This is a genomic window from Ramlibacter montanisoli (assembly GCF_013087525.1).
Taxonomy (GTDB): Bacteria; Pseudomonadota; Gammaproteobacteria; order Burkholderiales; family Burkholderiaceae_C; genus Ramlibacter; species Ramlibacter montanisoli.
The window spans coordinates 76,004-97,612 of sequence record NZ_JABFCS010000002.1 but is presented as its reverse complement, the minus strand read 5'-3'; the positions used below and the strand labels follow the sequence as shown (position 1 = coordinate 97,612).

Below are 21,609 nucleotides of genomic sequence, written 5' to 3'. Positions count from 1 at the left end.
TCCCCGCGCAGGCGGGGAACCAAGCTCTTGGGAAAGCGGCCATCGGCCGCTTTTTCTTTGGACGCCTTGGGGCCCCGCCTGCGCGGGGATGACGAGAGGCGTCAGTACTCCGCGCCTTCCACCAGGAAGCGCACGCGCCGCGCGCCCTGCCACTCGTCCGCTTCCAGCCGGAACGCGATCTTCACCCTGGCCGGCAGCGGCTCGGTGTGGCCGAACCAGATGCCGTCCACCGGCTGGCCCTGGTGGCGCAGCTTCAGGGCCAGGTGCTTCTCGCCCACCAGCCGCTGCGAGAGGATCTCCACTTCCTCGCTGAACACCGGCGGCGCGAAGCCCTGGCCCCACACCTCCTGGTGCAGCGTGTCGACCAGGTCCGGCCGGCGGTACTCGGGCGCCAGCGGGCCGTCGGTGTGCAGGCTGCGCAGCAGCGTCGCCGCGTCCAGCCATTCCTGCGCGACCTGCGCCAGGGCCTGCTCGAACACGTCCAGGTGCTCCTCGGCGATCGTGCAGCCCGCGGCCATCGCGTGGCCGCCGAAGCGCAGCAGCACGCCGGGGTGGCGCTTGGCCACGAGGTCGAGCGCATCGCGCAGGTGGAAGCCGGGAATCGAGCGGCCGGAACCCTTGAGCTCGTGTTCCTTGCCGGGCGCCTGGCTGGCCGCGAACACGAAGGTCGGCCGGTGCAGCTTGTCCTTGATGCGCGAGGCGACGATGCCCACCACGCCTTCGTGGAAGTCGGGATCGAACACGCAGATCGCCGGCGGCGGCTCCTCGCCTTCGTCGAACAGCGCCTCCGCCATCGCCAGCGCCTGCTCGCGCATGTCGCCTTCGATTTCGCGCCGGTCGCGGTTGATGCCGTCGAGCGCCTGCGCCAGTTCTTCGGCACGCGCGGCATCGTCGGTCAGCAGGCACTCGATGCCCAGCGTCATGTCCGCCAGCCGTCCCGCGGCGTTGATGCGCGGCCCGAGCGCGAAGCCGAAATCGAAAGTGGTGGCGACTTCGGGCTTGCGCGCCGCCGCCTTGAACAGCGCCGCCACGCCGCAGGGCAGGGCGCCGGCGCGGATGCGCTTGAGCCCCTGCGCCACCAGCCGGCGGTTGTTGGCGTCCAGCTTCACCACGTCGGCCACGGTGCCCAGCGCCACCAGCGGCAGCAGGGCATCCAGCTTGGGCTGCGTGCGCTCGTCGAACACGCCGCGCGCGCGCAGCTCGGCGCGCAAGGCCAGCAGCACGTAGAACATGACGCCGACGCCGGCCACCGACTTGCTCTCGAAGCCGCAGCCCGGCTGGTTCGGGTTGACGATCAGCGCGCCTTGCGGCAACTCGGCGCCGGGCAGGTGGTGGTCGGTCACCAGCACCTGCAGGCCGAGTTCCAGCGCCGCCGCCACGCCGTCGATGCTGGCGATGCCGTTGTCCACCGTGATCAGCACGTCGGCGCCCTGCGCCTTCACGCGCTGCGCGATCGGCCGCGTGAGCCCGTAGCCGTCCACCACGCGGTCCGGCACCAGGTAAGCCACGTGCTGCGCACCCAGCAGGCGCAGGCCGCGCACGGCCACCGCGCAGGCCGTGGCGCCGTCGCAGTCGTAGTCCGCGACGATGCACAGCTTGCGGCCGGCGGCAATGGCGTCGGCCAGCAGCTTTGCCGCTTCCGTCGCGCCCTTGAGCGAGGCGGGTGGCAGCAAGCGGCCCAGGCCGTTGTCCAGTTCCTCCTTCACCAGCACGCCGCGGGCGGCGTACAGGCGCGCGAGCAGCGGATGGATGCCGGCCTGCTCCAGCGCCCAGGCGGCTCGCGGCGGGACGTCGCGCGTGATGATCTTCACAGCCCCTCCAGCAATTCGGCCGGGGACGAGGAAGCGAACAGGCCGCGCACGCGCTGCCAGCCGGTGGCGGCGGCCGAGGACCAGGTGCGGGCGGCGGCCTCGCCGCACAGCGTGATGCGCACCGCGCCGCCGCGTTCGTGTTCCGCCAGCAGGCGCGCGCACTCGCGGCCGTCGAGCCGTTGCCAGGCCGCGGCCCAGGCGCGCCAGTCGCCCAGCAGCGCCGCGTCGCGCAGGTAGGGCGTCACCTGCAGGCCGCCGTCGGAGCGCGGCAACTCGCCGTCGGGCAGGGCCCCCGTGGCGCTGACCCAGAAGGAGTTGACCGGCAGCAGCCCGCCGCGCTGGCGCGCGTCGTTCAGCGGCAGGGTGTAGAGGAGCATCTGCATTTCCTGTTGCAGCCGGCGCACCGGCCGCGCGGCATCGCCTGCGGGAAGCCAGCCGTCGATGGTGCGGCCCATCACCCGGTCGAGCGATGCGGTGGGCAGCGTGCGGAAGATCTCGCCGCGCGCCAGCCAGCGCAGCGGCGCATCATAGGCCAGCGCGATGCCGTCCTCCTCGAAATAAGGCTTCATCGCCGCCAGCAGCGCCTGCGAATCCTCGGCGTCCAGCTGCAGCTCCTGCGGGTGGGCCATCACGATGTGGTCGCGGCCCACGCGCCAGTGGCTAGGGCTGATCCAGGCCCAGCCCTCGGTGCCGCTGGCCGTGCCGGAATGGCGCACCTGCAGCGCCGCCAGCGGCACCAGGCCCTCGGCGGGCTCCAGGCCCCAGGCGCGGGCCACGGCGCGTTCGTGGGGCGGAGAGAGGCCTCGGCGTCCCCCTGGTCCGTCGCCTCCACCCCCAGCCGGCGCAGCAGGCGCTGCAGGTTGGGCAACTGGAGCCCGCGCAGGATTTCGGTGCAGCCCCGGCCGAGCACATGGCGAAGGGAACGAGCAAGTGGACGGCGTCTGACACAGCCGTATTGTCGGGGATGCCACAATGCCCGCCGATGGAAAACGAACACTAAAGCCGGCACGATGGCCCTTCCTTACGAACTCGTGCTGGGTTGGCGCTACACCCGCGCCGGCCGCGCCACCCGGCGCAACGGATTCATCTCCTTCATTTCCGGCGTGTCGATGCTCGGGATCTCGCTCGGCGTCGCCGCGCTGATCATCGTGCTGTCGGTGATGAACGGCTTCCAGAAGGAGGTGCGCGACCGCATGCTGAGCGTGGTCTCGCACATCGAGGTCTACGGCCCCGGCGGCGGCGTGCTGCCCGACGTGAACCGCACGCTGTCGGAGGTGCGCGGCAACACCGAAGTGGTGGGAGCGGCGCCCTTCGTGGCGGCGCAGTCGCTGCTGGCGCGCGGCGAGGACATGCGCGGCACCATCGTGCGCGGCATCGACCCCAAGCTGGAGCCCCAGGTCACCGACCTGGCGGCCACCTCGCAGCAGACGCTCAACAAGCTGGTGGCGGGGCAGTTCGGCGTGGTGCTGGGGGCGGAACTGGCGCGCAACCTGGGCGTGCGCGAAGGCGACGCCGTCACCATGATCGCGCCCGGCGGCCAGGTCACGCCGGCCGGCGTGGTGCCGCGCCTGAAGCAGATGACCGTGGTGGGCACCTTCGATTCGGGCCATTTCGAATACGACAGCGGCCTGGTCATGCTGCACCTGGAGGATGCGCAGCGCCTGTTCCGCCTGGAAGGGCCGACCGGCGTGCGGCTGAAGCTGCGCGACCTGAACCGGGCGCGCGAGGTGGCGGCGCAGCTGACCACGCAGCTCTCGGGCGAGTTCCTGGTGCGCGACTGGACGCGGCAGAACCGCACCTGGTTCGCCGCCGTGCAGCTGGAGAAAAGGATGATGTTCATCATCCTGACGCTGATCGTCGCGGTGGCCGCCTTCAACCTGGTGAGCACGCTGGTGATGACGGTGACCGACAAGAAGGCCGACATCGCGATCCTGCGCACGCTGGGCGCGAGCCCCGGCAGCATCATGGGCATCTTCGTCGTGCAGGGCGCGGCCGTCGGCGTGATCGGCACGCTGGCGGGCCTGCTGCTCGGGCTGGGCGTGGCGCTGAACATCGACGTGATCGTGCCGGCCATGGAGCGCGCGCTGAACGCGAGCTTCCTGCCCAAGGACATCTACCTGATCAGCCGCATGCCCAGCGACCCGCAGTACTCCGACATCATGCCGGTGGCCGTGATCTCCCTGGTGCTGTCCTTCGTGGCCACGCTGTATCCGAGCTGGCGCGCCAGCCGCGTCAACCCGGCGGAGGCCCTGCGCTATGAGTAACCGCTACGAGCCCCACACGGGCGTGGTGCTGGCCTGCCAGGGCCTGACCAAGCGCTTCACCGAAGGCGGGCTGGACGTCGAGGTGCTGCGCGGCGTGGACCTGCAGGTGCACGCCGGCGAGACGCTGGCGATCGTCGGTGCCTCCGGTTCCGGCAAGAGCACGCTGCTGCACGTGCTGGGCGGGCTGGACGCGCCGACTTCCGGGTCCGTGCAGCTGATGGGCCAGCAGATGGCCAGCCTCGACCCCGCGCAACAGGGCAAGCTGCGCAACGCACACCTGGGCTTCGTCTACCAGTTCCACCACCTGCTGCCGGAATTCACCGCGCTGGACAACGTCGGCATGCCGCTGCGCATCCGCCGCGAGCCGGTGGAGGTGGTGCACCGCGAAGCCGCCGACATGCTGGCCGCGGTGGGGCTGAAGGAACGCATGAAGCACCGCCCTTCCGAGCTGTCCGGCGGCGAGCGCCAGCGGGTGGCGATCGCGCGGGCGCTGGTGGCGCATCCGGCCTGCGTGCTGGCGGACGAACCGACCGGCAACCTGGACCGCGGCACGGCCGACGTGGTGTTCGCGCTGATGCTGCGCCTCGCGCAGGAGCGCGGCACGGCTTTCGTGATGGTCACGCACGACGAGCAGCTCGCGTCAAGGTGCGGCAGGACCTTGCGGCTGACTTCAGGGAAGCTCGATGCGTAGCTTGGGTTCGCGCAGCGACCCCAACGCCGGGGTGCGCTGCGCGCAGCCCGGCCTACCGAAGGGGGATGACGGTCAGAGGATCCGGTTGAACCACACCAGCGACAACCCGGCCGACAGCAGCGCCAGTGCCGCCGCCGCCAGCGCGAACAGCGCCGAGATCTCGGTTTCCTTCTTCTCGACGGTCAGCTTGGAGCTGAGCGTCTCGTAGACCTTCTTCAGGTCCTGCGCCGTGCCGGCGTAGAAGTACTCGGCCGAGGTCTTGTTGGCGATCGCCTTGAGCGTTTCCTCGTCCAGCCGCACGCGCATCGACCAGCCTTCGAAGCCGATCGTCTCGCCGTCCACCGTGCCGATGCCCACGGTGTACACGCGCACGCCGCGGTCGGCGGCCAGCTTGCCGCTTCCAGCGGGTCCACGCCGGTGGTGCGCTGGCCGTCGGTCAGCATGATGATGGCGGCGGACGGGTAGGAGCCCGGCGTGACCGGGGTGAATTCCTTCTTCTCCTTCTTCTGCCCGTCGATCGCGAAGCCGCGCTGGCGCTCGCGCCCGCTCTGCATGGACTCGAGGTCGATGCCGGCGTCCGGGAACAGCGTGGCCAGCGAGATCACGATGGCGTTGCCGGTGGCCGTGGCGCGCTGCAGCTGGAAGCGGTCGATCGCCGTCACCAGGTCCTCGCGGTTCACGGTGGGCAGCTGCGCCACCTGCGCCGAGCCGGCGAAGGCGACGATGCCGACCTTCACGTGGCGCGGCAGCTCCTGGATGAAGGCCTTGGCGGCGTTCTGCGCCGCCACCAACCGGTTCGGCTGCACGTCGGTCGCCCGCATGCTGCCCGACACGTCCATCGCCAGGATGATGGTCTGCTGGTTGGACGGCAGCGTGACCACCGCCACCGGCCGCCCGGCCGCGACCAGCAGCGCAGCCATCGAGAGCAGGAACAGCGCCGGCGGGATGTGCCGCCGCATCTGCGAGCGCGCGCCCATCGCCTCCTTGACGATGGACAGCGAGGCATAGCGCACCGCCATCTTCTTCTTGCGGCGCAACAGCAGCACGTACAGCCCCACCAGCAGCGGCAGGGCCAGCAGCAGCCACAGGAATTGGGGCCAGAGGAATTGCATCTTGTTCTCCCCGGGGATCAGGCGGCCCTGGCGCGCAGGTGCGCCGGCAGGCCGCCAGAGGACAGTTGGGACCGGCGCTTGCGCATGTCGACGAAGCGCACGATGGCGTCCACCAGGTCGGCGTCGGTGGACAGCTCCAGGGCGTCCACGCTGCTCTTCACCAGGGCTTGCCGCAGTTCGGCTTCGCGCTGCGCCGCGATGCGGGCAAAGCGCTTGCGGAAGGTCGCGTCGTGGGTGTCCACCACCACCTGCTCGCCGGTTTCCGAATCGCGCAGCGTCAGCAGGCCGAGGTCCGGCAGGTCCAGCTCCAGCGGGTCCAGCACGCGCACCGCCACGACCTCATGCCTTTGCGCCAGCTGCGCCAGCGGCTTTTCCCAGCCGGGCTCGCTGATGAAGTCGGACACCACGAAGATCGTGGAGCGGCGCTTGATCATGCTGGCGGCGGACGCCAGCAGTTCGTGCAGGCGCGTCGGGCCGCTCTCGCCGGTGGCCGTGCGGTCCAGCATGCTGTGCAGCAGGTGCAGCACGTGGCGGCGGCCGTTGCGGGTGGGGATCACGGTGTCCACGCCGGAGCCGTACAGCATCGCGCCGACGCGGTTGCCGTGGCGCGTGAGCATCCGCGCCAGCACGGCGACGAATTCGGCGGAGACGTTGCGCTTGCGCAGCTCGCCGGAGCCGAAGTCCACCGAGGGGCTCAGGTCCACCAGGAACCAAGCCGACATCTCGCGGTCCTCGGTGAACACGCGCACGTAGGGCGACTGCATGCGCGCCGTCACGTTCCAGTCGATGTGCCGCACGTCGTCGTGCAGCTGGTATTCGCGCAGGTCCGCCAGGTCCAGGCCGGTGCCGCGCAGCAGCGTGCGGTAGTCGCCCTGCAGCAGGCCGTCGAGGCGGCGGATCACCTTCCACTCCAGCCGGCGCATCACGTGTTCGGCATGGTGCGCCGGGCCCGCCGGGGCGGGCGTGGTGTCGGGGGCAGCGGCCTCTCCGGCCGCCTTCCGGCCCCTAGGCCACCAGCTTTTCATGTTCCAGGGGCTTGGCCGGCGGCGGGATCTTGGACATCACCTTCTGCACCACAGCGTCGGCCGTCATGCCTTCGGACAGCGCCTCGTACGACAGCACCACGCGGTGCCGCAGCACGTCGGGCACCAGGTCCACCATGTCCTCGGGCAGCGCGTAACCGCGGCCGCGCAGCATGGCCAGCGCGCGGGCGCCTTCGGTGAGGTTGATGGTGGCGCGCGGGCTGGCGCCGTAGGTGATGAAGCGGGCCAGGTCCTTCATGCCGTGGCGTTCCGGCGTGCGCGTGGCGGAGACCAGCTTCACGGCGTACTGCACCAGCGAAGGATCGACGTAGACCTGGCGGCATTCGCGCTGCAGGGCGGCCAGCTGCTCGGTGCTCGCCACCGCCGTCACGTCCACGGCGGGGCCGGTGACGCGCTGCACGATCACGAACTCCTCCTCGTCGGTGGGGTAGTCCACCAGCACCTTCATCATGAAGCGGTCGACCTGCGCTTCCGGCAGCGGGTAGGTGCCTTCGGTCTCGATCGGGTTCTGCGTGGCCATCACCAGGAAGGGGCTGGGCACCTTGTGCGTCTCGCCGGCGATGGTCACCTGCCGCTCCTGCATCACTTCCAGCAGCGCGCTCTGCACCTTGGCCGGCGCACGGTTGATCTCGTCGGCCAGCAGCAGGTTGGCGAACACGGGCCCGAGCGAGGTGGAGAAGTCGCCGGTCTTCTGGTTGTAGATGCGCGTGCCCACCAGGTCGGCCGGCACCAGGTCGGGCGTGAACTGGATGCGCTTGAACTGGCCGCGCATGGTGTTGGCCAGGGTCTTCACGGTCAGCGTCTTGGCCAGGCCGGGCACGCCTTCGACCAGCAGGTGGCCCTGGGCGAGCATCGCCACCATCACGCGTTCGAGGAAGCGGTCCTGTCCGACGACGACGCGCTTGACCTCGTAGAGGATCTGTTCCATCAGTTGCGCCGTGGCGCTGTCCGTGCGGCTCGAGTTGTCCATGAAGTCCTGCTGGGAGAAAAAGGGAAGGCGGCCGTCAGAACGGCGGCAGCCCGGCGGCGGAGGCGGCGTTCTCGATCGGCACGGCGAAGCCGATGCCCAGGAAGGTCCGCGCGGAGGTGGGGTTGAGGATGGCGGTGACGATGCCCACCACTTCACCATCCATCGTGACCAGCGGGCCTCCGGAATTGCCCGGATTGGCTGCCGCGTCGAACTGGATCAGGTTCTTCATTTCCTGCTTGCCTTCCGGCGAGCGGAACACCCGGCCCAGCCCCGACACCACCCCGCCCGAGGCGGAGGGGCCGATGCCGAAGGGGAAGCCGACCGCCAGCACCTTGTCGCCCGGTGCGAGGTCGGCGGTGGAGCGCATGGTGGCGGCGATCATGTCGTCGGGGATCTTGGCGGCCTGCAGCACGGCCAGGTCGTTCTCCGCCTGCACGCCGGAGATGGTGGCGGAGGCTTCCAGCCCGTCGTGGAAGATGACCTTGATGCGGTCGGCGCCGTGCACCACGTGCAGGTTGGTCAGGATCACGCCCTTGTCGATGATCACCACGCCGGTGCCCACCCCGTTCTCGACCTCGTCGCCGTCGCCGGTGAGGTCCGCTTCCGCGGGCCCGAGCGGCTTGGGCTTGGCCGTCTTGCGGGCCAGCAGCTTTCTGGTCTTCCTCCTTCAGCCGGCTCTTCTTGATGTAGCTGATCACCCGCACCACCGAGGGCCGGATGTTGTCGTACGCCCGCGCGTACTCGGAAGGCATCACCTGCGTCTCCATCGTCTTCATGACGGCGGCGTTGATGTCTTCCTGCGTCAGGCGGCGCTGCGCCGGCCGCAGCAGCAGGCTGGTGGCCAGGGCGATGCCGAGCAGCAGGATGGCGGCCCACAGAAGGCCTGGACTCGATGGGGAAATGCCGCCGAATCGGCGGCGCCGGGGCGCGGGCACCGCTTGCGCGGCGACGGCCTGGGCATCGGCGGCGGAGGCCTGCGCCTCGCTGGGGCCCGCCGCGGTGCGGGCCGGGCGGCTGGAGCTGTAGAGGGCGGGCCTGCGCATCCGTAATCCTTGGCTGTTCCGGGGAAGCGCCTGGGGCACGCCGATGCAGCCCTGGCGATGAACACACGGTATCACGGTTTGCCGGGCTCTGCACGGGATGCGGCATCATGCCCGGCACGATGTGGATTGATACGCACTGCCACCTGGATGCGGGCGAATTCGCGGGCGACCTGGCAGCGGTCCGCAGCCGCGCGCAGGCGTCCGGCGTGGTGCATTGCGTGCTGCCCGCGGTTGCAGCCGGTAACTTCGAAACGGTGCGCGCGCTGGCCCACCGTTTCGGCGACAGCTATGCGCTGGGCGTCCATCCGCTGTGCACCGGCGAGGCCAGCGAGCAGGACCTGGTGTTGCTCGACCGTGAGCTGGCGGCGCACCGGAATGATCCACGTCTGGTGGCGGTGGGGGAGATCGGCCTGGACTATTTCGTGCCGGGGCTGGATGCGGCCACCCAGGAGCACTTCTATCGCGAGCAGCTCGCGCTGGCGCGCCGCCACGGCCTCCCGGTGCTGCTGCACGTGCGCCGATCGGCCGACCAGCTGCTCAAGGAACTGCGCCGCGTCGAGGTCGCCGGCATCGCCCATGCGTTCAACGGCAGCGCGCAGCAGGCCGCCGAATTCGTGAAGCTGGGCTTCCGGCTGGGCTTCGGCGGAACGGTGACCTATGAGCGCGCCTTGCAGATCCCAAGCTGGCCCGCGAGCTGCCGCTGTCGGCGCTGGTGCTGGAAACCGATGCTCCCGACATCCCGCCGCATTGGCTTTACAGGACGGCGGAGGATCGCGCCGCCGGCGCGACCCAGGGCCGCAACGAGCCGGGCGAGCTGCCCCGCATCGGCGAAGCGCTGGCGCAGTTGCGCGGGCTCGCCCCGGCGGAACTGGCCGCCGCGACGGCCGACAACGCCTGCCAGGCCTTGCCCAAGTTGCGGGCCCTGTTGCGCGGCTAGCCGGCGAGGCCGGGCGGGCGCGTCTTTTCTTCCATGGCCGCCAGCTGGGTGCCCAGCTCCCGGTCATGTTCGCGCAGGCGCTCGATCTGGGCGGCCGCCTGCGTCAGGGCGACCTGCAGTTCGTGGCGCGCGTCGATCGCGGCGATCAGCTCGGTGGGCACCAGCACCCGGTTGACGGCCGCCAGCAGCAGCGGCTCCAGCGCCTCCTGCAACAGGCCGCACGCCGGCTGCACCCTGCCGTGCAGGATGGTGCACAGGGCCGACTGGCCGGCGGCCAGCTGCTCGCTGAGCGCATGGACCCGGCGCGCCTGCCGGCACAGGCGGTGCACCACCTGCAGCCGTTCGTGCATGGCGTGCGCGCGCCGGGCCAGCGCGTCGATCGCGCGGGTGGTCACGGGCGTGTTGGACTGCTTGCGCCGGGCGACCAGGTCCTGGTCCATCTCGGCCAGCCAGTGCGCGCCCTGGCGCACCCGCTTGTGCAGCGAGCCGGACTCGATCACCAGGTCGATCCACATCAGGCGCGAGATCGCGCCTCCGCTGGCGTGGCGCTCCAGGAGGGGCACCACGGCCTGGGCGAGCGCGCCGACCGCCGCCGCGATCGCCTCGCCCTGCTGGACGAAGGTGGGCACCTGGTCGTCGCCGCGGGAGGCCATGAAGTCGAGGGCGGTGGTCGCGGCCTGCAGCGCCTGCAAGGCGGGCTCCATGCCCGACAGGTCCAGGCTGCTGCGCGACTGCTGCAGGCGCTGCCGCACCGCGTCCAGCCGCGGCACCCGCTTGCGCGCCATGGACTCCAGCAGTTCGTGCACGTCGGCGCCGATGGCGGCCGCGGGGCGCCGCTGCGCACGGACCGAGGGGCGGGAGGCGCGATGCTCCTGGATGGGGGCGGGCCGGCTGGACTCCCAGAAGTCCGCCGCCGGGTTGGCGGCGGGTTCGGCCCAGGCGGATTCCGGCATGAAGTCGGTCATTCGGGTGCGGCGTCGGAGTCGACGTTGTCGGTGGGTATGCAACATTCTGTAACCAGCAGGTTCTCGAATCGCGGCGCTGGCGTGAACTGGTTCACGAAACGAGGGCGGCGATGGCTGGCGTGCTGGTGAACCGCGACGAACGGCCCTGCGGGTGCAGCCGGTGGAGGACGGGCCGAACCACGTGAAGTGACCCCGGCCATAATGCGCGGCCGTGAAAGCTGCCGCGCCCAAGCTCCCCGAAGTCAATTTCTCCGACCACGGCGACATCCGCTACCTGCATCTCGGGACCGAATGGGTCCAGGGGTCCATGCGGCTGGACGAGCCCTTCGCCATCGAGCTGGAATACGTCCAGCGGATGATGGCGTGGCTGCTGTTCGTCGAGCCGCAGGCGGTCGCCAGGCGCCATGTCATGCAGCTGGGGCTGGGTGCCGCGGCGCTCACCAAGTTCTGCCACCGCAAGCTGCGGATGAAGACCACGGCCATCGAGCTCAATCCGCAGGTGGTCGCGGCCTGCCGCCTCTGGTTCAAGCTGCCGAAGGACGACAGCCGCCTCTCGGTGATCCTCGGTGACGCGCAGCAGGTGGTGGCGCACGAGCACTGGCGCGGCCAGGTCGATGCGCTGCAGGTGGACCTGTACGACCACGAAGCGGCGGCGCCCGTCCTGGACAGCGAGGACTTCTACCGCGACTGCCGCACGCTGCTCACGGAAGACGGCTGCATGACCGTCAACCTGTTCGGCCGCTCCTCCAGCTACGAGCGCAGCCTGAAGCGCATCCGCGCCGCTTTCGGCGACGAGGCGGTGTGGGCCTTCCGCCCGACGCGCGAGGGCAACACCGTGGTGCTGGCGCTGCGCGAGCCCGTGCATCCCACCCGCGCCCAGCTGTCCTCGCGCGCCGAGGAGATCGAGGCGCGCTGGGGCCTGCCCGCGCGCAAGTGGCTGCGCGTGTTCAAGCAGGCGACCTGAGTACCATGCGGGGATGAGCGCGCAGCCCCGGTCGAAAGTTTCCGCCCGCACCCCGCCCCGCGGCCCGCTGCACTGGCAGCAACTGGTGGAGTGGCTGTCCGAGGACGGCGTGATCTCCGCGGAAGAGGCGCGCCGCACCATCGCCCGCTGCGCGCAGGCCGAAAGCGCGCAGCACCCGCTGGTGCGGCTGGCCGCGGTCTCGATGGCCCGCGCCAGCGACGGCAAGCCCCTGGACATCGAGGACCTCACGCAGTACCTCGCGCGCCGCTCCGACATGGACTACCTGCGGATCGACCCGCTGAAGGTGGACGTGTCCAAGGTGGCGGACACCATGAGCGCGGGGTACGCCGAGCGGCACCGCGTGCTGCCGGTGCAGGTGACGGCGGCCGAGGTGGTCGTCGCGACCTCCGAGCCCTTCCTGAGCGACTGGATCGAGGAAGTCGAGCGGCAGTCGCGCCGCACGGTGCGCCGCGTGGTGTCCAACCCGCAGGACATCCAGCGCTACACCGCGGAGTTCTTCGCGCTGGCCAAGTCGGTGCGCGCCGCCCAGAAGTCGGGCGGCAATTCGGGCGCGGCCAGCTTCGAGCAGCTGGTGGAGCTGGGCAAGAGCAACAAGCAGCTCGATGCCAACGACCAGGGCGTGGTGCAGGTGGTGGACTGGCTGTGGCAGTACGCCTTCGACCAGCGCGCGAGCGACATCCACCTGGAGCCGCGCCGCGAGCAGGGCGTGATCCGGTTCCGGATCGACGGCGTGCTGCACCCGGTGTACCAGATGCCGATCGCGGTGCTCAACGCGATGACGGCCCGCATCAAGCTGCTGGGGCGCATGGACGTGGTGGAGAAGCGCCGCCCGCAGGACGGCCGCATCAAGACGCGCAACCCGCGCGGCGACGAGGTCGAGATGCGCCTGTCGACCCTGCCCACCGCCTTCGGCGAGAAGATGGTGATGCGGATCTTCGATCCCGACACCGCGGTGAAGGACCTCGACGCGCTGGGCTTCTCGCCGCACGACGCCCAGCGCTGGGAACAGCTGGTCAAGCGGCCGCACGGCATCGTGCTGGTCACCGGCCCGACCGGTTCCGGCAAGACCACCACGCTCTATTCCACGCTCAAGCGCATCGCCACCGAGGAAGTGAACGTGAGCACGGTGGAGGACCCGATCGAGATGATCGAGCCCGCCTTCAACCAGACGCAGGTGCAGGTGCAGCTGGACTTCGGCTTCGCCGAGGGCCTGCGCGCCCTGATGCGGCAGGACCCCGACATCATCATGGTGGGCGAGATCCGCGACCTGCAGACCGCGGAGATGGCGGTGCAGGCGGCGCTGACCGGGCACCTGGTCTTCTCCACGCTGCACACCAACGACGCGCCTTCGGCCATCACGCGGCTGATGGAGCTCGGCGTGCCCGCCTACCTGATCAACGCCACCGTGGTGGGCGTGCTCGCGCAGCGGCTGGTGCGCACGCTGTGCCGGCAGTGCCGCGAGCCCGACCAGGCGACCGCCCGCACGGCGCTCGACGAAATCGTCAAGCCCTGGAAGATCACCGGCACCTGGCAGCCCTACCGGCCGGTCGGCTGCGTGGACTGCCGCATGACCGGCTTCCTCGGCCGCATGGGCCTCTATGAGCTGCTGACCGTCAGCGAGGCCCTGAAGGAGCAGGTGACGCGCGAGCCGGCCGGGGCGGCGCTGCGGCGCCAGGCCATCGCCGACGGCATGCGGCCGCTGCGGCTGGCGGGCGCGCTGCGGGTGGCCGAGGGGGTCACCACCATGGAAGAAGTGCTGAGCGCGACGCCGCCCCTGGACTGACGAGTCGGCCGGTTCCGTGTCACCCTTGCAACAGCAGGGTAACCGGTTGTAGGTGGAACCCACATCGGGTGCGGCGCCATTGGCCGCGACAATCCGCCGGTTCTATTCCGACAGGAGACAACATGAAAATCAAGAGCCAGAAGGATTTCTGGTCCGGGTTGATGTTCATGGCGACCGGCATCGCGTTCGCGTGGGGCGCCACCAACTACACGATCGGCGAGGGCGCGCGCATGGGGCCGGGCTACTTCCCCCTCATGCTCGGCATCCTGCTGACGCTGATCGGCCTGTTCATCGTGTTCGAGGCCATGGTGGTCGAGACCGAGGACGGCGAGCCGATCGGCAAGTTCGCCTGGAAGCCGCTGCTGTTCATCATCGGCTCCAACGTGATCTTCGGCATCTGCATCGGCGGCCTGCCCAAGCTCGGGGTGCCGGCGATGGGCCTGATCGTGGGCATCTACGCACTGACCTTCGTCGCCGCGCTCGCGGGCGAGGAGTTCAAGGTCAAGGAAGTGGCCGTGCTGGCCACCGTGCTGGCGGTCATGAGCTACGTGGCCTTCATCCTGCTGCTCAAGCTGCAGTTCCCGGTGTGGCCCAGCTTCCTGACGGCCTGAGCGGAGACAAGAGACATGGACCTGTTTAGCAACCTCGCGCTGGGCTTCGGCGTCGCGTTCACGCCGATCAACCTGCTGTACTGCTTCATCGGCTGCGTGCTGGGCACCGCCATCGGCGTGCTGCCGGGCGTCGGCCCCGTGGCGACCATCGCCATGCTGCTGCCCGCCACCTATGCGCTGCCGCCCGTGTCGGCGCTGATCATGCTGGCCGGCATCTACTACGGCGCCTCCTACGGCGGCTCCACCACGGCCATCCTGGTGAACCTGCCAGGGGAATCGTCCTCGGTGGTGACCATCATCGACGGCTACCAGATGGCAAGGCAGGGCCGCGCAGGCCCTGCGCTGGCAGCCGCCGGCATCGGCTCCTTCTTCGCCGGCTGCGTCGCCACGCTGATCCTGGCCGGCTTCGCCGCGCCGCTGACGGAAGTCGCGTTCAAGTTCGGCCCGGCCGAATACTTCTCGCTGATGGTGCTGGGCCTGATCGGCGCGGTGGTGCTGGCCTCGGGTTCGCTGGTCAAGGCGATCGGCATGATCGTGCTGGGCCTGCTGCTCGGCCTGATCGGCACCGACGTGAACTCCGGCGTCGCGCGCTACTCCTTCGACATCCCGGAACTGACCGACGGCATCGGCTTCATCGTCATCGCCATGGGCGTGTTCGGCTACGGCGAGATCATCTCCAACCTGGGCAAGCACGAGGACGAGCGCCAGGTGTTCACCTCCAAGGTGAAGGGCCTGTTCCCGACCAAGGAAGACTTCAAGCGCATGGCGCCGGCGATCCTGCGCGGCACGGCGCTCGGTTCGGCGCTGGGCATCCTGCCCGGCGGCGGCGCGCTGCTGTCGGCCTTCGCGGCCTACACCATCGAAAAGAAGACCAAGCTGCATCCGGGCGAAGTGCCCTTCGGCAAGGGCAACATCCGCGGCGTCGCCGCCCCGGAATCGGCCAACAACGCCGGCTCGCAGACCTCCTTCATCCCGCTGCTGACGCTGGGCATCCCGCCCAACGCGGTGATGGCGCTGATGGTGGGCGCGATGACCATCCACAACATCCAGCCGGGCCCGCAGGTGATGACCAGCAACCCGCAGCTGTTCTGGGGCCTGATCGCCTCGATGTGGATCGGCAACCTGATGCTGATCATCCTGAACCTGCCGCTGATCGGCATGTGGATCAAGCTGCTGACCGTTCCCTACCGCTGGCTGTTCCCGTCCATCGTGCTGTTCTGCGCCATCGGCGTGTACTCCACGAACAACAACACCTGGGACATCTGGATGGTCGCGATCTTCGGCGTGATCGGCTACCTGTTCATCAAGCTCGGGTGCGAACCGGCGCCGCTGCTGCTCGGATTCATCCTGGGGCCGATGATGGAAGAGAACCTGCGGCGCGCGCTGCTGCTGTCGCGCGGCGACTGGAGCGTGCTGGTCACGCGGCCGCTGTCCGCCGGCCTGCTGGCCGCAGCCTTGCTTCTGATCATCATCGTGGCCTTGCCGGCGGTGAAGAGCAAACGCGAGGAAGCCTTCGTCGAGGAGTGACCGCAGCGCGGTCCCCGCGACACGAGAAGGGCGCCCCACTGGGCGCCCTTTTTCTTGCGCCACAATCCGCGCATGGCCCAGACCACCGCCCACCCGCAGAGGGTGGTGCTGCACAACGAGATCCATGCCCGCCCGCCGGAAGCGATGGCCGCGCCGCTGGCCCTGTCGCACGTCGTCATGTTCGGCGACGCCGCGGCGCGCGAGGCCAGCCGCGCGCACCTGGCCGCCCTGCTGCGCGACCACCACCTGCCGCTGCCCGATGCGCACAGCAACCACGTGCGCATGGAACTCGGCGGCTTTCGCCTGCGCTGGGAACTGCACACGGAGTTCGTGACCTGGACCTTTTCGCGTCCCTTCGACGGCGCGGGCTTCGGCGAGCAGGAGCCGCTGACCGCGGTGCAGGCGGTGCCGCAGGACTGGCTGGCGGCCCTGCCGGGCGAATGCCTCGCGGCGCTGCACCTGTGGGTGCTGCCCGCGCGCGACCTGCACCAGCACGCGCTCACGCGCCTGGTGCTGCGCGAGGAGACGCTGGTGGGCTCCACCGTGGCCGACGGGCACGGGACCGTGCTGACCGATTTCGCGCTGCACGCCGACGGCTTCTCGCGCATGGTGCTGCTGGAGGACGGCATGCCCGCGCGCCGGCTCGGCCGGCTGGTGCAGCGGCTGCTGGAGATCGACACCTACCGCATGGCGGCGCTGCTGGGATTGCCGGCCGCGCGCGAGTCTTCCGCGCTGCTGGGCGTGGCGGAACGCGAACTGGCCTCGTTGGCGGAATCGATCCGCGTCGCCGGCCGCCACGAGGAGCCGCAGCTGCTGGATCGCCTCACGCGCCTGGCCGGCCAGGTCGAGAGCCACTACGCGGCCACCACGCATCGCGCTTTTCCGCCAGCACGGCCTACTTCGAGCTGGTCGACACGCGCCTGCAGGACATTGACGAAAGCAAGCTGGGCGGCCTGCAGACGCTGGGCGAATTCATCGAACGCAGGCTGTCGCCCGCGCGCGCGACCTGCGAATGGTCGGTGCGGCGGCAGGATGCGCTGTCGCAGCGCGTCTCGCGCATCAGCAACCTGCTGCGCACGCGGGTGGAGATCGAGCAGCAGCAAAGCAGCCAGGCCCTGCTGGGCACCATGAACCGGCGGCAGGACCTGCAGCTCAAGCTGCAGGCGACGGTCGAAGGCCTGTCGGTGGCCGCCATCACCTACTACATCGTCGGGCTCGTGAGCTACCTGGCCAAGGGCGCGCAGGCGATCGGCTGGCCGTTCAGCGCGGAAGGCACCGCGGCGGCGGCGATCCCCGTCGTCGCCCTGGGCGTGTGGCTGTCGCTGCGAAGGCTGCACGCGCGCGTGCTGGGGCGCTGAGTGCCGCCCGCGCCGCCGGCCGGCTCGCGCGAGCACGCCTGGCGCGGCCTGGGCCTGGCCTGGCACTGGCCGGCGCCATCGCCTTCAGCGGCAAGGCCATCATCGTCAAGCTCTCCTACCGCTACCAGGTCGATGCGGTGACGCTGATCATGCTGCGCATGCTGTTCGCGCTGCCGCTGTTCGCCGCCATGGCCTGGTGGGCGGGCCGGGGCCGGCCGCCACTGTCGGCGCGCGACTGGGCGCCGGTCGCGGCCCTGGGCTTCTGCGGCTACTACCTCTCCAGCTTCCTCGACTTCGTCGGCCTGCAGTACATCACCGCCTCGCTCGAGCGGCTGATCCTCTACCTCAACCCCACGATGGTGATGCTGTTCGGGTGGCTGCTGTACCGGCGTCCTTGGAAGCGCGCGCAGGTGCTGGGCATGGCGATCAGCTATGCCGGCGTGGCGCTGGTGTTCGGGCAGGAGGTGCGCATCGCCGGCGCCGACGTGGCGCTGGGCAGCGCGCTGGTGTTCGCCAGCACAGTCAGCTACGCGATCTACATGGTGTACAGCGGGCAGGTGGTGCAGAGGCTGGGCGCGCTGCGGCTGGTGGGGCTCGCCACCACCGTGGCCTGCCTGTGCTGCATCGTGCAGTTCCTCGTGCTGCGCCCCATCGACGTCGCGCTGCAGGTGGCGCCGGAGGTGATCTGGCTGTCGCTGCTCAATGCCAGCCTGGGCACCGCCGTGCCGGTGCTGCTGGTGATGATGGCGATCGAGCGCGTCGGCGCCGCGGCGACCGCGCAGGCCGGGATGGTCGGGCCTCTCGCCACCATCTTCATGGGCGTGTGGCTGCTGGGCGAGCCCTTCACCGCCACCCTGGCGGCGGGCACGGCGCTGGTGCTGGCGGGCATCTTCGTGTTCACCCACGGGCGCTGAAGGATCATCAGCTGGAGCTGATGGAAATCATCAAATACTTTCACTATCGCTGATTGTTCGCGGCGCCTAGATTCCCTTCAAGCCCTCGTGGCACCGGTTTTTTCACATCGAAGGAGTTCCATCGTGCCGCCCACCTCCCATCCACCGCCGCCGGCGGACACGCCCCCTTCACCCTAGGAGCCGCCATGCAGCTCCAATGGGTGCGCTTCCTCGAAGGCGACACCGTCCGGTTCGGCACGCTCGAAGGCGAGCGCGTGCGCACCTGGCACGGCAACATGTTCGAGTACCCCGTGCAGGGCGACCGCACGGTCGCCCTGGCCGACGTGCGCCTGCTCATGCCGGTGCAGCCGAGCAAGGTGATCGCCTTGTGGAACAACTTCAAGGCGCTCGGCGAGAAGCTGAACCTCGCCGCGCCGCCCGAGCCGCTCTACCTGGTGAAGACGCCGAACTCCTACCTGGACCCCGGCGGCACCATCCGTCACCCGGGGGCAGCGCCAAGGTGGTGTTCGAAGGCGAACTGGGCATCGTGATCGGCCGCAGCTGCAAGCAGGTGAGCGAGCACCATGCGATGGCGCACGTGTTCGGCTTCACCTGCGCCAACGACGTGACCGTGGCGGACATCCTGCACCGCGACGCATCGTTCGCGCAGTGGGTGCGCGCCAAGGGCTTCGACACCTTCTGCCCGCTCGGGCCGGCGGTGGCCACGGGGCTCGATCCGGCCAAGCTGCGCGTGCGAACGGTGCTCAACGGCGAAGTCCGGCAGGACTACCCCATAGCCGACATGCGCTTTTCCGTCGCCCAGCTGGTGAGCCTGATCTCGCAGGACATGAGCCTGCTGCCGGGCGACGTGATCCTGTGCGGCACCTCGGTCGGCGTCGGCTCCATGAAGCCGGGCAGCACCGTGCAGGTGGAGATTGCGGGCATCGGCACGCTCTCCAACCGCTTCGAATAGAACCCCTCACCCCTCAAAGGAGGGACCATGAAGATCGCAATCATCGGCGCCGGCGCCATCGGCGGCTATGTCGGCGCGAAGCTCGCATTGGCGGGCGAGGACGTCACCTTCCTCGTGCGCGGCGCCAACCTGCAGGCCATCCGCGAGCACGGCATGCGGCTGCTGGCGCACGACGGCAGCGAGCAGGTCGCGCGCAAGGTGCGCGCCACCGACGACTACGGGCAGGCCGGGCCGCAGGACCTCGTGATCCTCGCGACCAAGGCCCACCAGGTGGCCGACGTCGCGCGCGAACTGCCCAAGCTGTGGGGGCCGGACACCGCGGTGGTCACCATGCAGAACGGCATCCCCTTCTGGTACTTCCAGAAGACCGGCTGCGCGCTCGAAGGCAGCACCGTGCACAGCGTCGATGGCGACGGCGAGCTGCTGCGGCGGCTGCCGGCCGAGCGCATCATCGGCTGCGTGGTCTATCCGGCCTCCGAGCTGGTCGCGCCCGGCGTGGTGCGCCACATCGAGGGCGACCGCTTTCCGCTGGGCGAGCTCGATGGCTGCATCACCGAGCGCGTCACGCGCATCTCGGAGTGCTTCACGCGCGCCGGCTTCAAGGCGCCGGTGCTGGAGGACATCCGCTCGGAGATCTGGCTGAAGCTCTGGGGTAACCTCACCTTCAACCCGATCAGCGGCCTCACGCACGCCACCCTGGCGGACATCTGCCAGTACCAGCTGTCGCGGGGCCTGGCCGCGGACATGATGCGCGAGGCGCAGGCGGTGGCCCACAAGCTGGGCATCGCCTTCCGCGTGCCGCTGGACAAGCGCATCGCGGGCGCCGAGAAGGTGGGCCGGCACAAGACCTCGATGCTGCAGGACATCGAGGCCGGGCGCGCGCCGGAGATCGACGCGCTGGTCGGCTCGGTGGCGGAGCTCGCGCGCCTGACGGACACGCCGACGCCGCACATCGACACGGTCTATGCGCTGGTCAAGCTGCTGGCGAAGAACATGGAGAGCGAGCGGGGCCGGGTGCGCATGCAGCCGGCGTGAGAGCTGGGGTTCGCTGCGCTCACCACCAGCCTACGAATCGCGCCGTCCATGTAGGCTGGGGTGAGGCGCAGCCGAACCCCAGCATGCGCATCACCGCTGCTGCATCCGGCGGCCGATCGCCACCGACGGCTTGCCCGAATACGCATCCAGCCGCGACCCCATCGCCAGCTCCAGCCGCTCCAGCCGCGTCTGCGCCGGCGGGTGCGTGCTGAGCGTCAGCGTGAACAGCGGGTTGTCCGGCGCCGCCGTGCGCAGCTGCTGCAGCACGGCCGGCAGTCCGTAGGGATCGAAACCGGCGCGCGCCGCGAGGTGGACGCCCAGACGGTCGGACTCGAACTCGTCGCCCTGGTCGAGGCCGCTGGAGTAGAGGTCGCGTCCCAGCGCCAGCATCTGCTGCGAGATCGCGCCGGTGACGACGTTGTTGGTGCGCACCTGCGAGGCCAGCAGCTGCGTGAGCACGCCCGAGCGCGCCTTCGCCGACAGCGCCTTCAGGTGGTGCTTCTCGGTCACGTGCGTGATCTCGTGCGCGATGATGCCGGCGAGCTCGGCCTCGTCGACGAGGTCCACCACGCCCTTGGTGACGAAGATGTAGCCGCCCGGCGCGGCGAAGGCATTGAAGCCGGGGTCGTCCAGCACGCCGAAGGTCCACGGCAGGTGCGGCCGCGCCGATTGCAGCGAGATCCAGCGTCCCAGGCGGTTCACGTAGCGCTGCAGCGCGGGGTCGCGCACCAGCGGCTTGCTGCCCAGGAGCACGGAGGCCAGCTGCCGGCCGATCTCGATCTCGCGCGGCTCGTCGATGCTGTCCACCGACTGCGAGAGCATCTCGATCAGGTCGTTGGTGGCGGGCGCGCGCTGCGCCGGCTGCGGCGTCGCCAGGCCGGGTGCGATCTGGCGCAGGATGCCGCCGAGCGCGCGCCCCGGGTCCTGCGCGTGCGCGGGCAGCATCAGCAGGCTGGCCGCACAGGCCACGCCGGCGAGGAGGAAGCGGGCGGGCTGTTTCATGGCGATTGCTGCTGGCCGGGGTTGAAGGAGCCGGGGGTGGGGGACACGCGGGCGGGAAAGCCGGACGGCGCGGACGCCGGCAGCGGATCGACAGCCACCGTCCGCCACGCGGAGCGGTCGGCGAAGGAGCGCGCGTCGGATTCGCTGGCGCGCATGCCTTCCATCTGGCTCACCGCAGCGGGATTGGGGTTCGCCTGTGCCAGGTCCTCGGCGCCCAGGCCGCGGATGCCGGCGGTGGTGGCGGTCTGCGTGGTGCGCGTGCCGCCGCCGCCGAAGAGGCTGGTCACGCCGCGCAGCGCGCCGCCCAGCAGGTTGCCGCCGCCGCCCGCCTGCGCCGCCGACGTGGCCGGGCCGACGTCGAACAGGTGGACCCAGCCGGTGGCGCCGCCGGCGGTGCGCACCTGCACCCAGGGACCGCGGCGCTCGCTGGTGCGGGTGAGCGGCTCCTGCGCGGGCAGCGAGGCGATGCTGCGGCCCGTCTCGGCCGGCGCGTCGCGCAGTTCGGTGGCGCGTCGGGTGACCGCCGCTTCCTGGGCCCAGGCGGAGGGAAGGAGTGCGAAGGCGAGGGCGACGGCCCGCAAGGTGGTGCGTATCATTCGCGGTTCA

General features: G+C 70.1%; 18 protein-coding genes and 3 pseudogenes. 11 read left to right on the top strand and 10 right to left on the bottom strand.

Annotated elements, in window-relative coordinates; all coding sequences use genetic code 11:
* Nucleotides 1–101: 101 nt before the first annotated feature.
* Both recJ and HK415_RS22705 read right to left on the bottom strand, forming a co-directional pair.
* Complete coding sequence (recJ, locus tag HK415_RS22710; protein WP_171563675.1) at nucleotides 102–1,811, bottom strand: single-stranded-DNA-specific exonuclease RecJ; 1,710 nt, start codon at nucleotides 1,809–1,811, stop codon at nucleotides 102–104.
* Nucleotides 1,808–2,587 (bottom strand): phosphoglycerate mutase, encoded by a 780-nt coding sequence (locus tag HK415_RS22705; protein WP_216370079.1) that lies wholly within the window; start codon nucleotides 2,585–2,587, stop codon nucleotides 1,808–1,810. The genes recJ and HK415_RS22705 overlap by 4 nt, the downstream gene beginning before the upstream one ends.
* A 234-nt stretch (nucleotides 2,588–2,821) precedes the next feature.
* Here HK415_RS22705 and HK415_RS22700 point away from each other — a divergent pair, with 234 nt between their 5' ends.
* Both HK415_RS22700 and lolD read left to right on the top strand, forming a co-directional pair.
* Entirely contained in the window at nucleotides 2,822–4,075 is a 1,254-nt protein-coding gene (locus HK415_RS22700) for a lipoprotein-releasing ABC transporter permease subunit (RefSeq protein WP_171563674.1), read from the top strand.
* A complete protein-coding gene (gene lolD / locus HK415_RS22695; protein WP_171563673.1) occupies nucleotides 4,068–4,766 on the top strand; it encodes a lipoprotein-releasing ABC transporter ATP-binding protein LolD in 699 nt (232 codons plus the stop codon). The genes HK415_RS22700 and lolD overlap by 8 nt, the downstream gene beginning before the upstream one ends.
* A gap of 72 nt (nucleotides 4,767–4,838) precedes the next feature.
* Here the strand turns inward: lolD and HK415_RS27365 are convergent, their stop codons facing one another.
* From HK415_RS27365 to HK415_RS27490, 5 genes are read right to left on the bottom strand one after another with little or no spacing between them, the layout of a single operon-like run.
* On the bottom strand, nucleotides 4,839–5,072 hold the full coding sequence (locus tag HK415_RS27365) for a hypothetical protein (RefSeq protein ID WP_373684671.1): 234 nt from the start codon (nucleotides 5,070–5,072) through the stop codon (nucleotides 4,839–4,841).
* Nucleotides 4,982–5,878, bottom strand: a complete 897-nt coding sequence (locus HK415_RS22690) for a VWA domain-containing protein (RefSeq protein WP_373684670.1) — start codon at nucleotides 5,876–5,878, stop codon at nucleotides 4,982–4,984. The genes HK415_RS27365 and HK415_RS22690 overlap by 91 nt, the downstream gene beginning before the upstream one ends.
* 17 nt (nucleotides 5,879–5,895) lie before the next feature.
* Nucleotides 5,896–6,903 (bottom strand): DUF58 domain-containing protein, encoded by a 1,008-nt coding sequence (locus HK415_RS22685; RefSeq protein WP_171563672.1) that lies wholly within the window; start codon nucleotides 6,901–6,903, stop codon nucleotides 5,896–5,898.
* Nucleotides 6,884–7,891: an AAA family ATPase gene (locus tag HK415_RS22680; protein ID WP_171563671.1), complete on the bottom strand. Its 1,008-nt coding sequence runs from the start codon at nucleotides 7,889–7,891 to the stop codon at nucleotides 6,884–6,886. The genes HK415_RS22685 and HK415_RS22680 overlap by 20 nt, the downstream gene beginning before the upstream one ends.
* 34 nt (nucleotides 7,892–7,925) lie before the next feature.
* Entirely contained in the window at nucleotides 7,926–8,453 is a 528-nt protein-coding gene (locus HK415_RS27490) for a S1C family serine protease (RefSeq protein ID WP_444965412.1), read from the bottom strand.
* Nucleotides 8,454–9,053: 600 nt separating this feature from the next.
* Between HK415_RS27490 and HK415_RS22670 the strand changes: the two are divergent.
* A pseudogene (locus tag HK415_RS22670) lies at nucleotides 9,054–9,871 on the top strand (TatD family hydrolase).
* Here HK415_RS22670 and HK415_RS22665 read toward each other — a convergent pair.
* Nucleotides 9,868–10,836 carry a hypothetical protein gene (locus HK415_RS22665; protein ID WP_171563670.1) on the bottom strand — a complete coding sequence of 323 codons (969 nt, stop codon included), beginning with the start codon at nucleotides 10,834–10,836 and terminating at the stop codon, nucleotides 9,868–9,870. The pseudogene HK415_RS22670 and the gene HK415_RS22665 overlap by 4 nt on opposite strands.
* Nucleotides 10,837–11,047: 211 nt before the next feature.
* Here HK415_RS22665 and HK415_RS22660 point away from each other — a divergent pair, with 211 nt between their 5' ends.
* The 8 genes and pseudogenes from HK415_RS22660 to HK415_RS22625 all read left to right on the top strand — a co-directional run bounded on the left by HK415_RS22660 (nucleotide 11,048) and on the right by HK415_RS22625 (nucleotide 20,001).
* Nucleotides 11,048–11,800, top strand: a complete 753-nt coding sequence (locus HK415_RS22660; RefSeq protein ID WP_171563669.1) for a spermine/spermidine synthase domain-containing protein — start codon at nucleotides 11,048–11,050, stop codon at nucleotides 11,798–11,800.
* 13 nt (nucleotides 11,801–11,813) lie between these two features.
* Nucleotides 11,814–13,604, top strand: a complete 1,791-nt coding sequence (tfpB, locus tag HK415_RS22655; protein WP_171563668.1) for a type IV pilus assembly ATPase TfpB — start codon at nucleotides 11,814–11,816, stop codon at nucleotides 13,602–13,604.
* Between the two features lie 122 nt (nucleotides 13,605–13,726).
* Complete coding sequence (locus HK415_RS22650; RefSeq protein WP_171563667.1) at nucleotides 13,727–14,215, top strand: tripartite tricarboxylate transporter TctB family protein; 489 nt, start codon at nucleotides 13,727–13,729, stop codon at nucleotides 14,213–14,215.
* Between the two features lie 15 nt (nucleotides 14,216–14,230).
* On the top strand, nucleotides 14,231–15,742 hold the full coding sequence (locus HK415_RS22645) for a tripartite tricarboxylate transporter permease (protein ID WP_171563666.1): 1,512 nt from the start codon (nucleotides 14,231–14,233) through the stop codon (nucleotides 15,740–15,742).
* 72 nt (nucleotides 15,743–15,814) lie between these two features.
* A pseudogene (locus HK415_RS22640) lies at nucleotides 15,815–17,100 on the top strand (DUF3422 family protein).
* Between the two features lie 38 nt (nucleotides 17,101–17,138).
* Nucleotides 17,139–18,014: a DMT family transporter gene (locus HK415_RS22635; RefSeq protein ID WP_253262398.1), complete on the top strand. Its 876-nt coding sequence runs from the start codon at nucleotides 17,139–17,141 to the stop codon at nucleotides 18,012–18,014.
* A gap of 185 nt (nucleotides 18,015–18,199) precedes the next feature.
* Nucleotides 18,200–18,966: pseudogene (locus HK415_RS22630) on the top strand (fumarylacetoacetate hydrolase family protein).
* Between the two features lie 27 nt (nucleotides 18,967–18,993).
* Nucleotides 18,994–20,001 carry a 2-dehydropantoate 2-reductase gene (locus tag HK415_RS22625; protein WP_171563665.1) on the top strand — a complete coding sequence of 336 codons (1,008 nt, stop codon included), beginning with the start codon at nucleotides 18,994–18,996 and terminating at the stop codon, nucleotides 19,999–20,001.
* A gap of 90 nt (nucleotides 20,002–20,091) precedes the next feature.
* Here HK415_RS22625 and HK415_RS22620 read toward each other — a convergent pair whose 3' ends face one another.
* A complete protein-coding gene (locus HK415_RS22620; RefSeq protein WP_171563664.1) occupies nucleotides 20,092–21,003 on the bottom strand; it encodes a M48 family metalloprotease in 912 nt (303 codons plus the stop codon).
* Nucleotides 21,000–21,599, bottom strand: a complete 600-nt coding sequence (locus tag HK415_RS22615; protein ID WP_171563663.1) for an SH3 domain-containing protein — start codon at nucleotides 21,597–21,599, stop codon at nucleotides 21,000–21,002. Before HK415_RS22615 ends, HK415_RS22620 begins: the two co-directional genes overlap by 4 nt.
* Nucleotides 21,600–21,609: the final 10 nt, after the last annotated feature.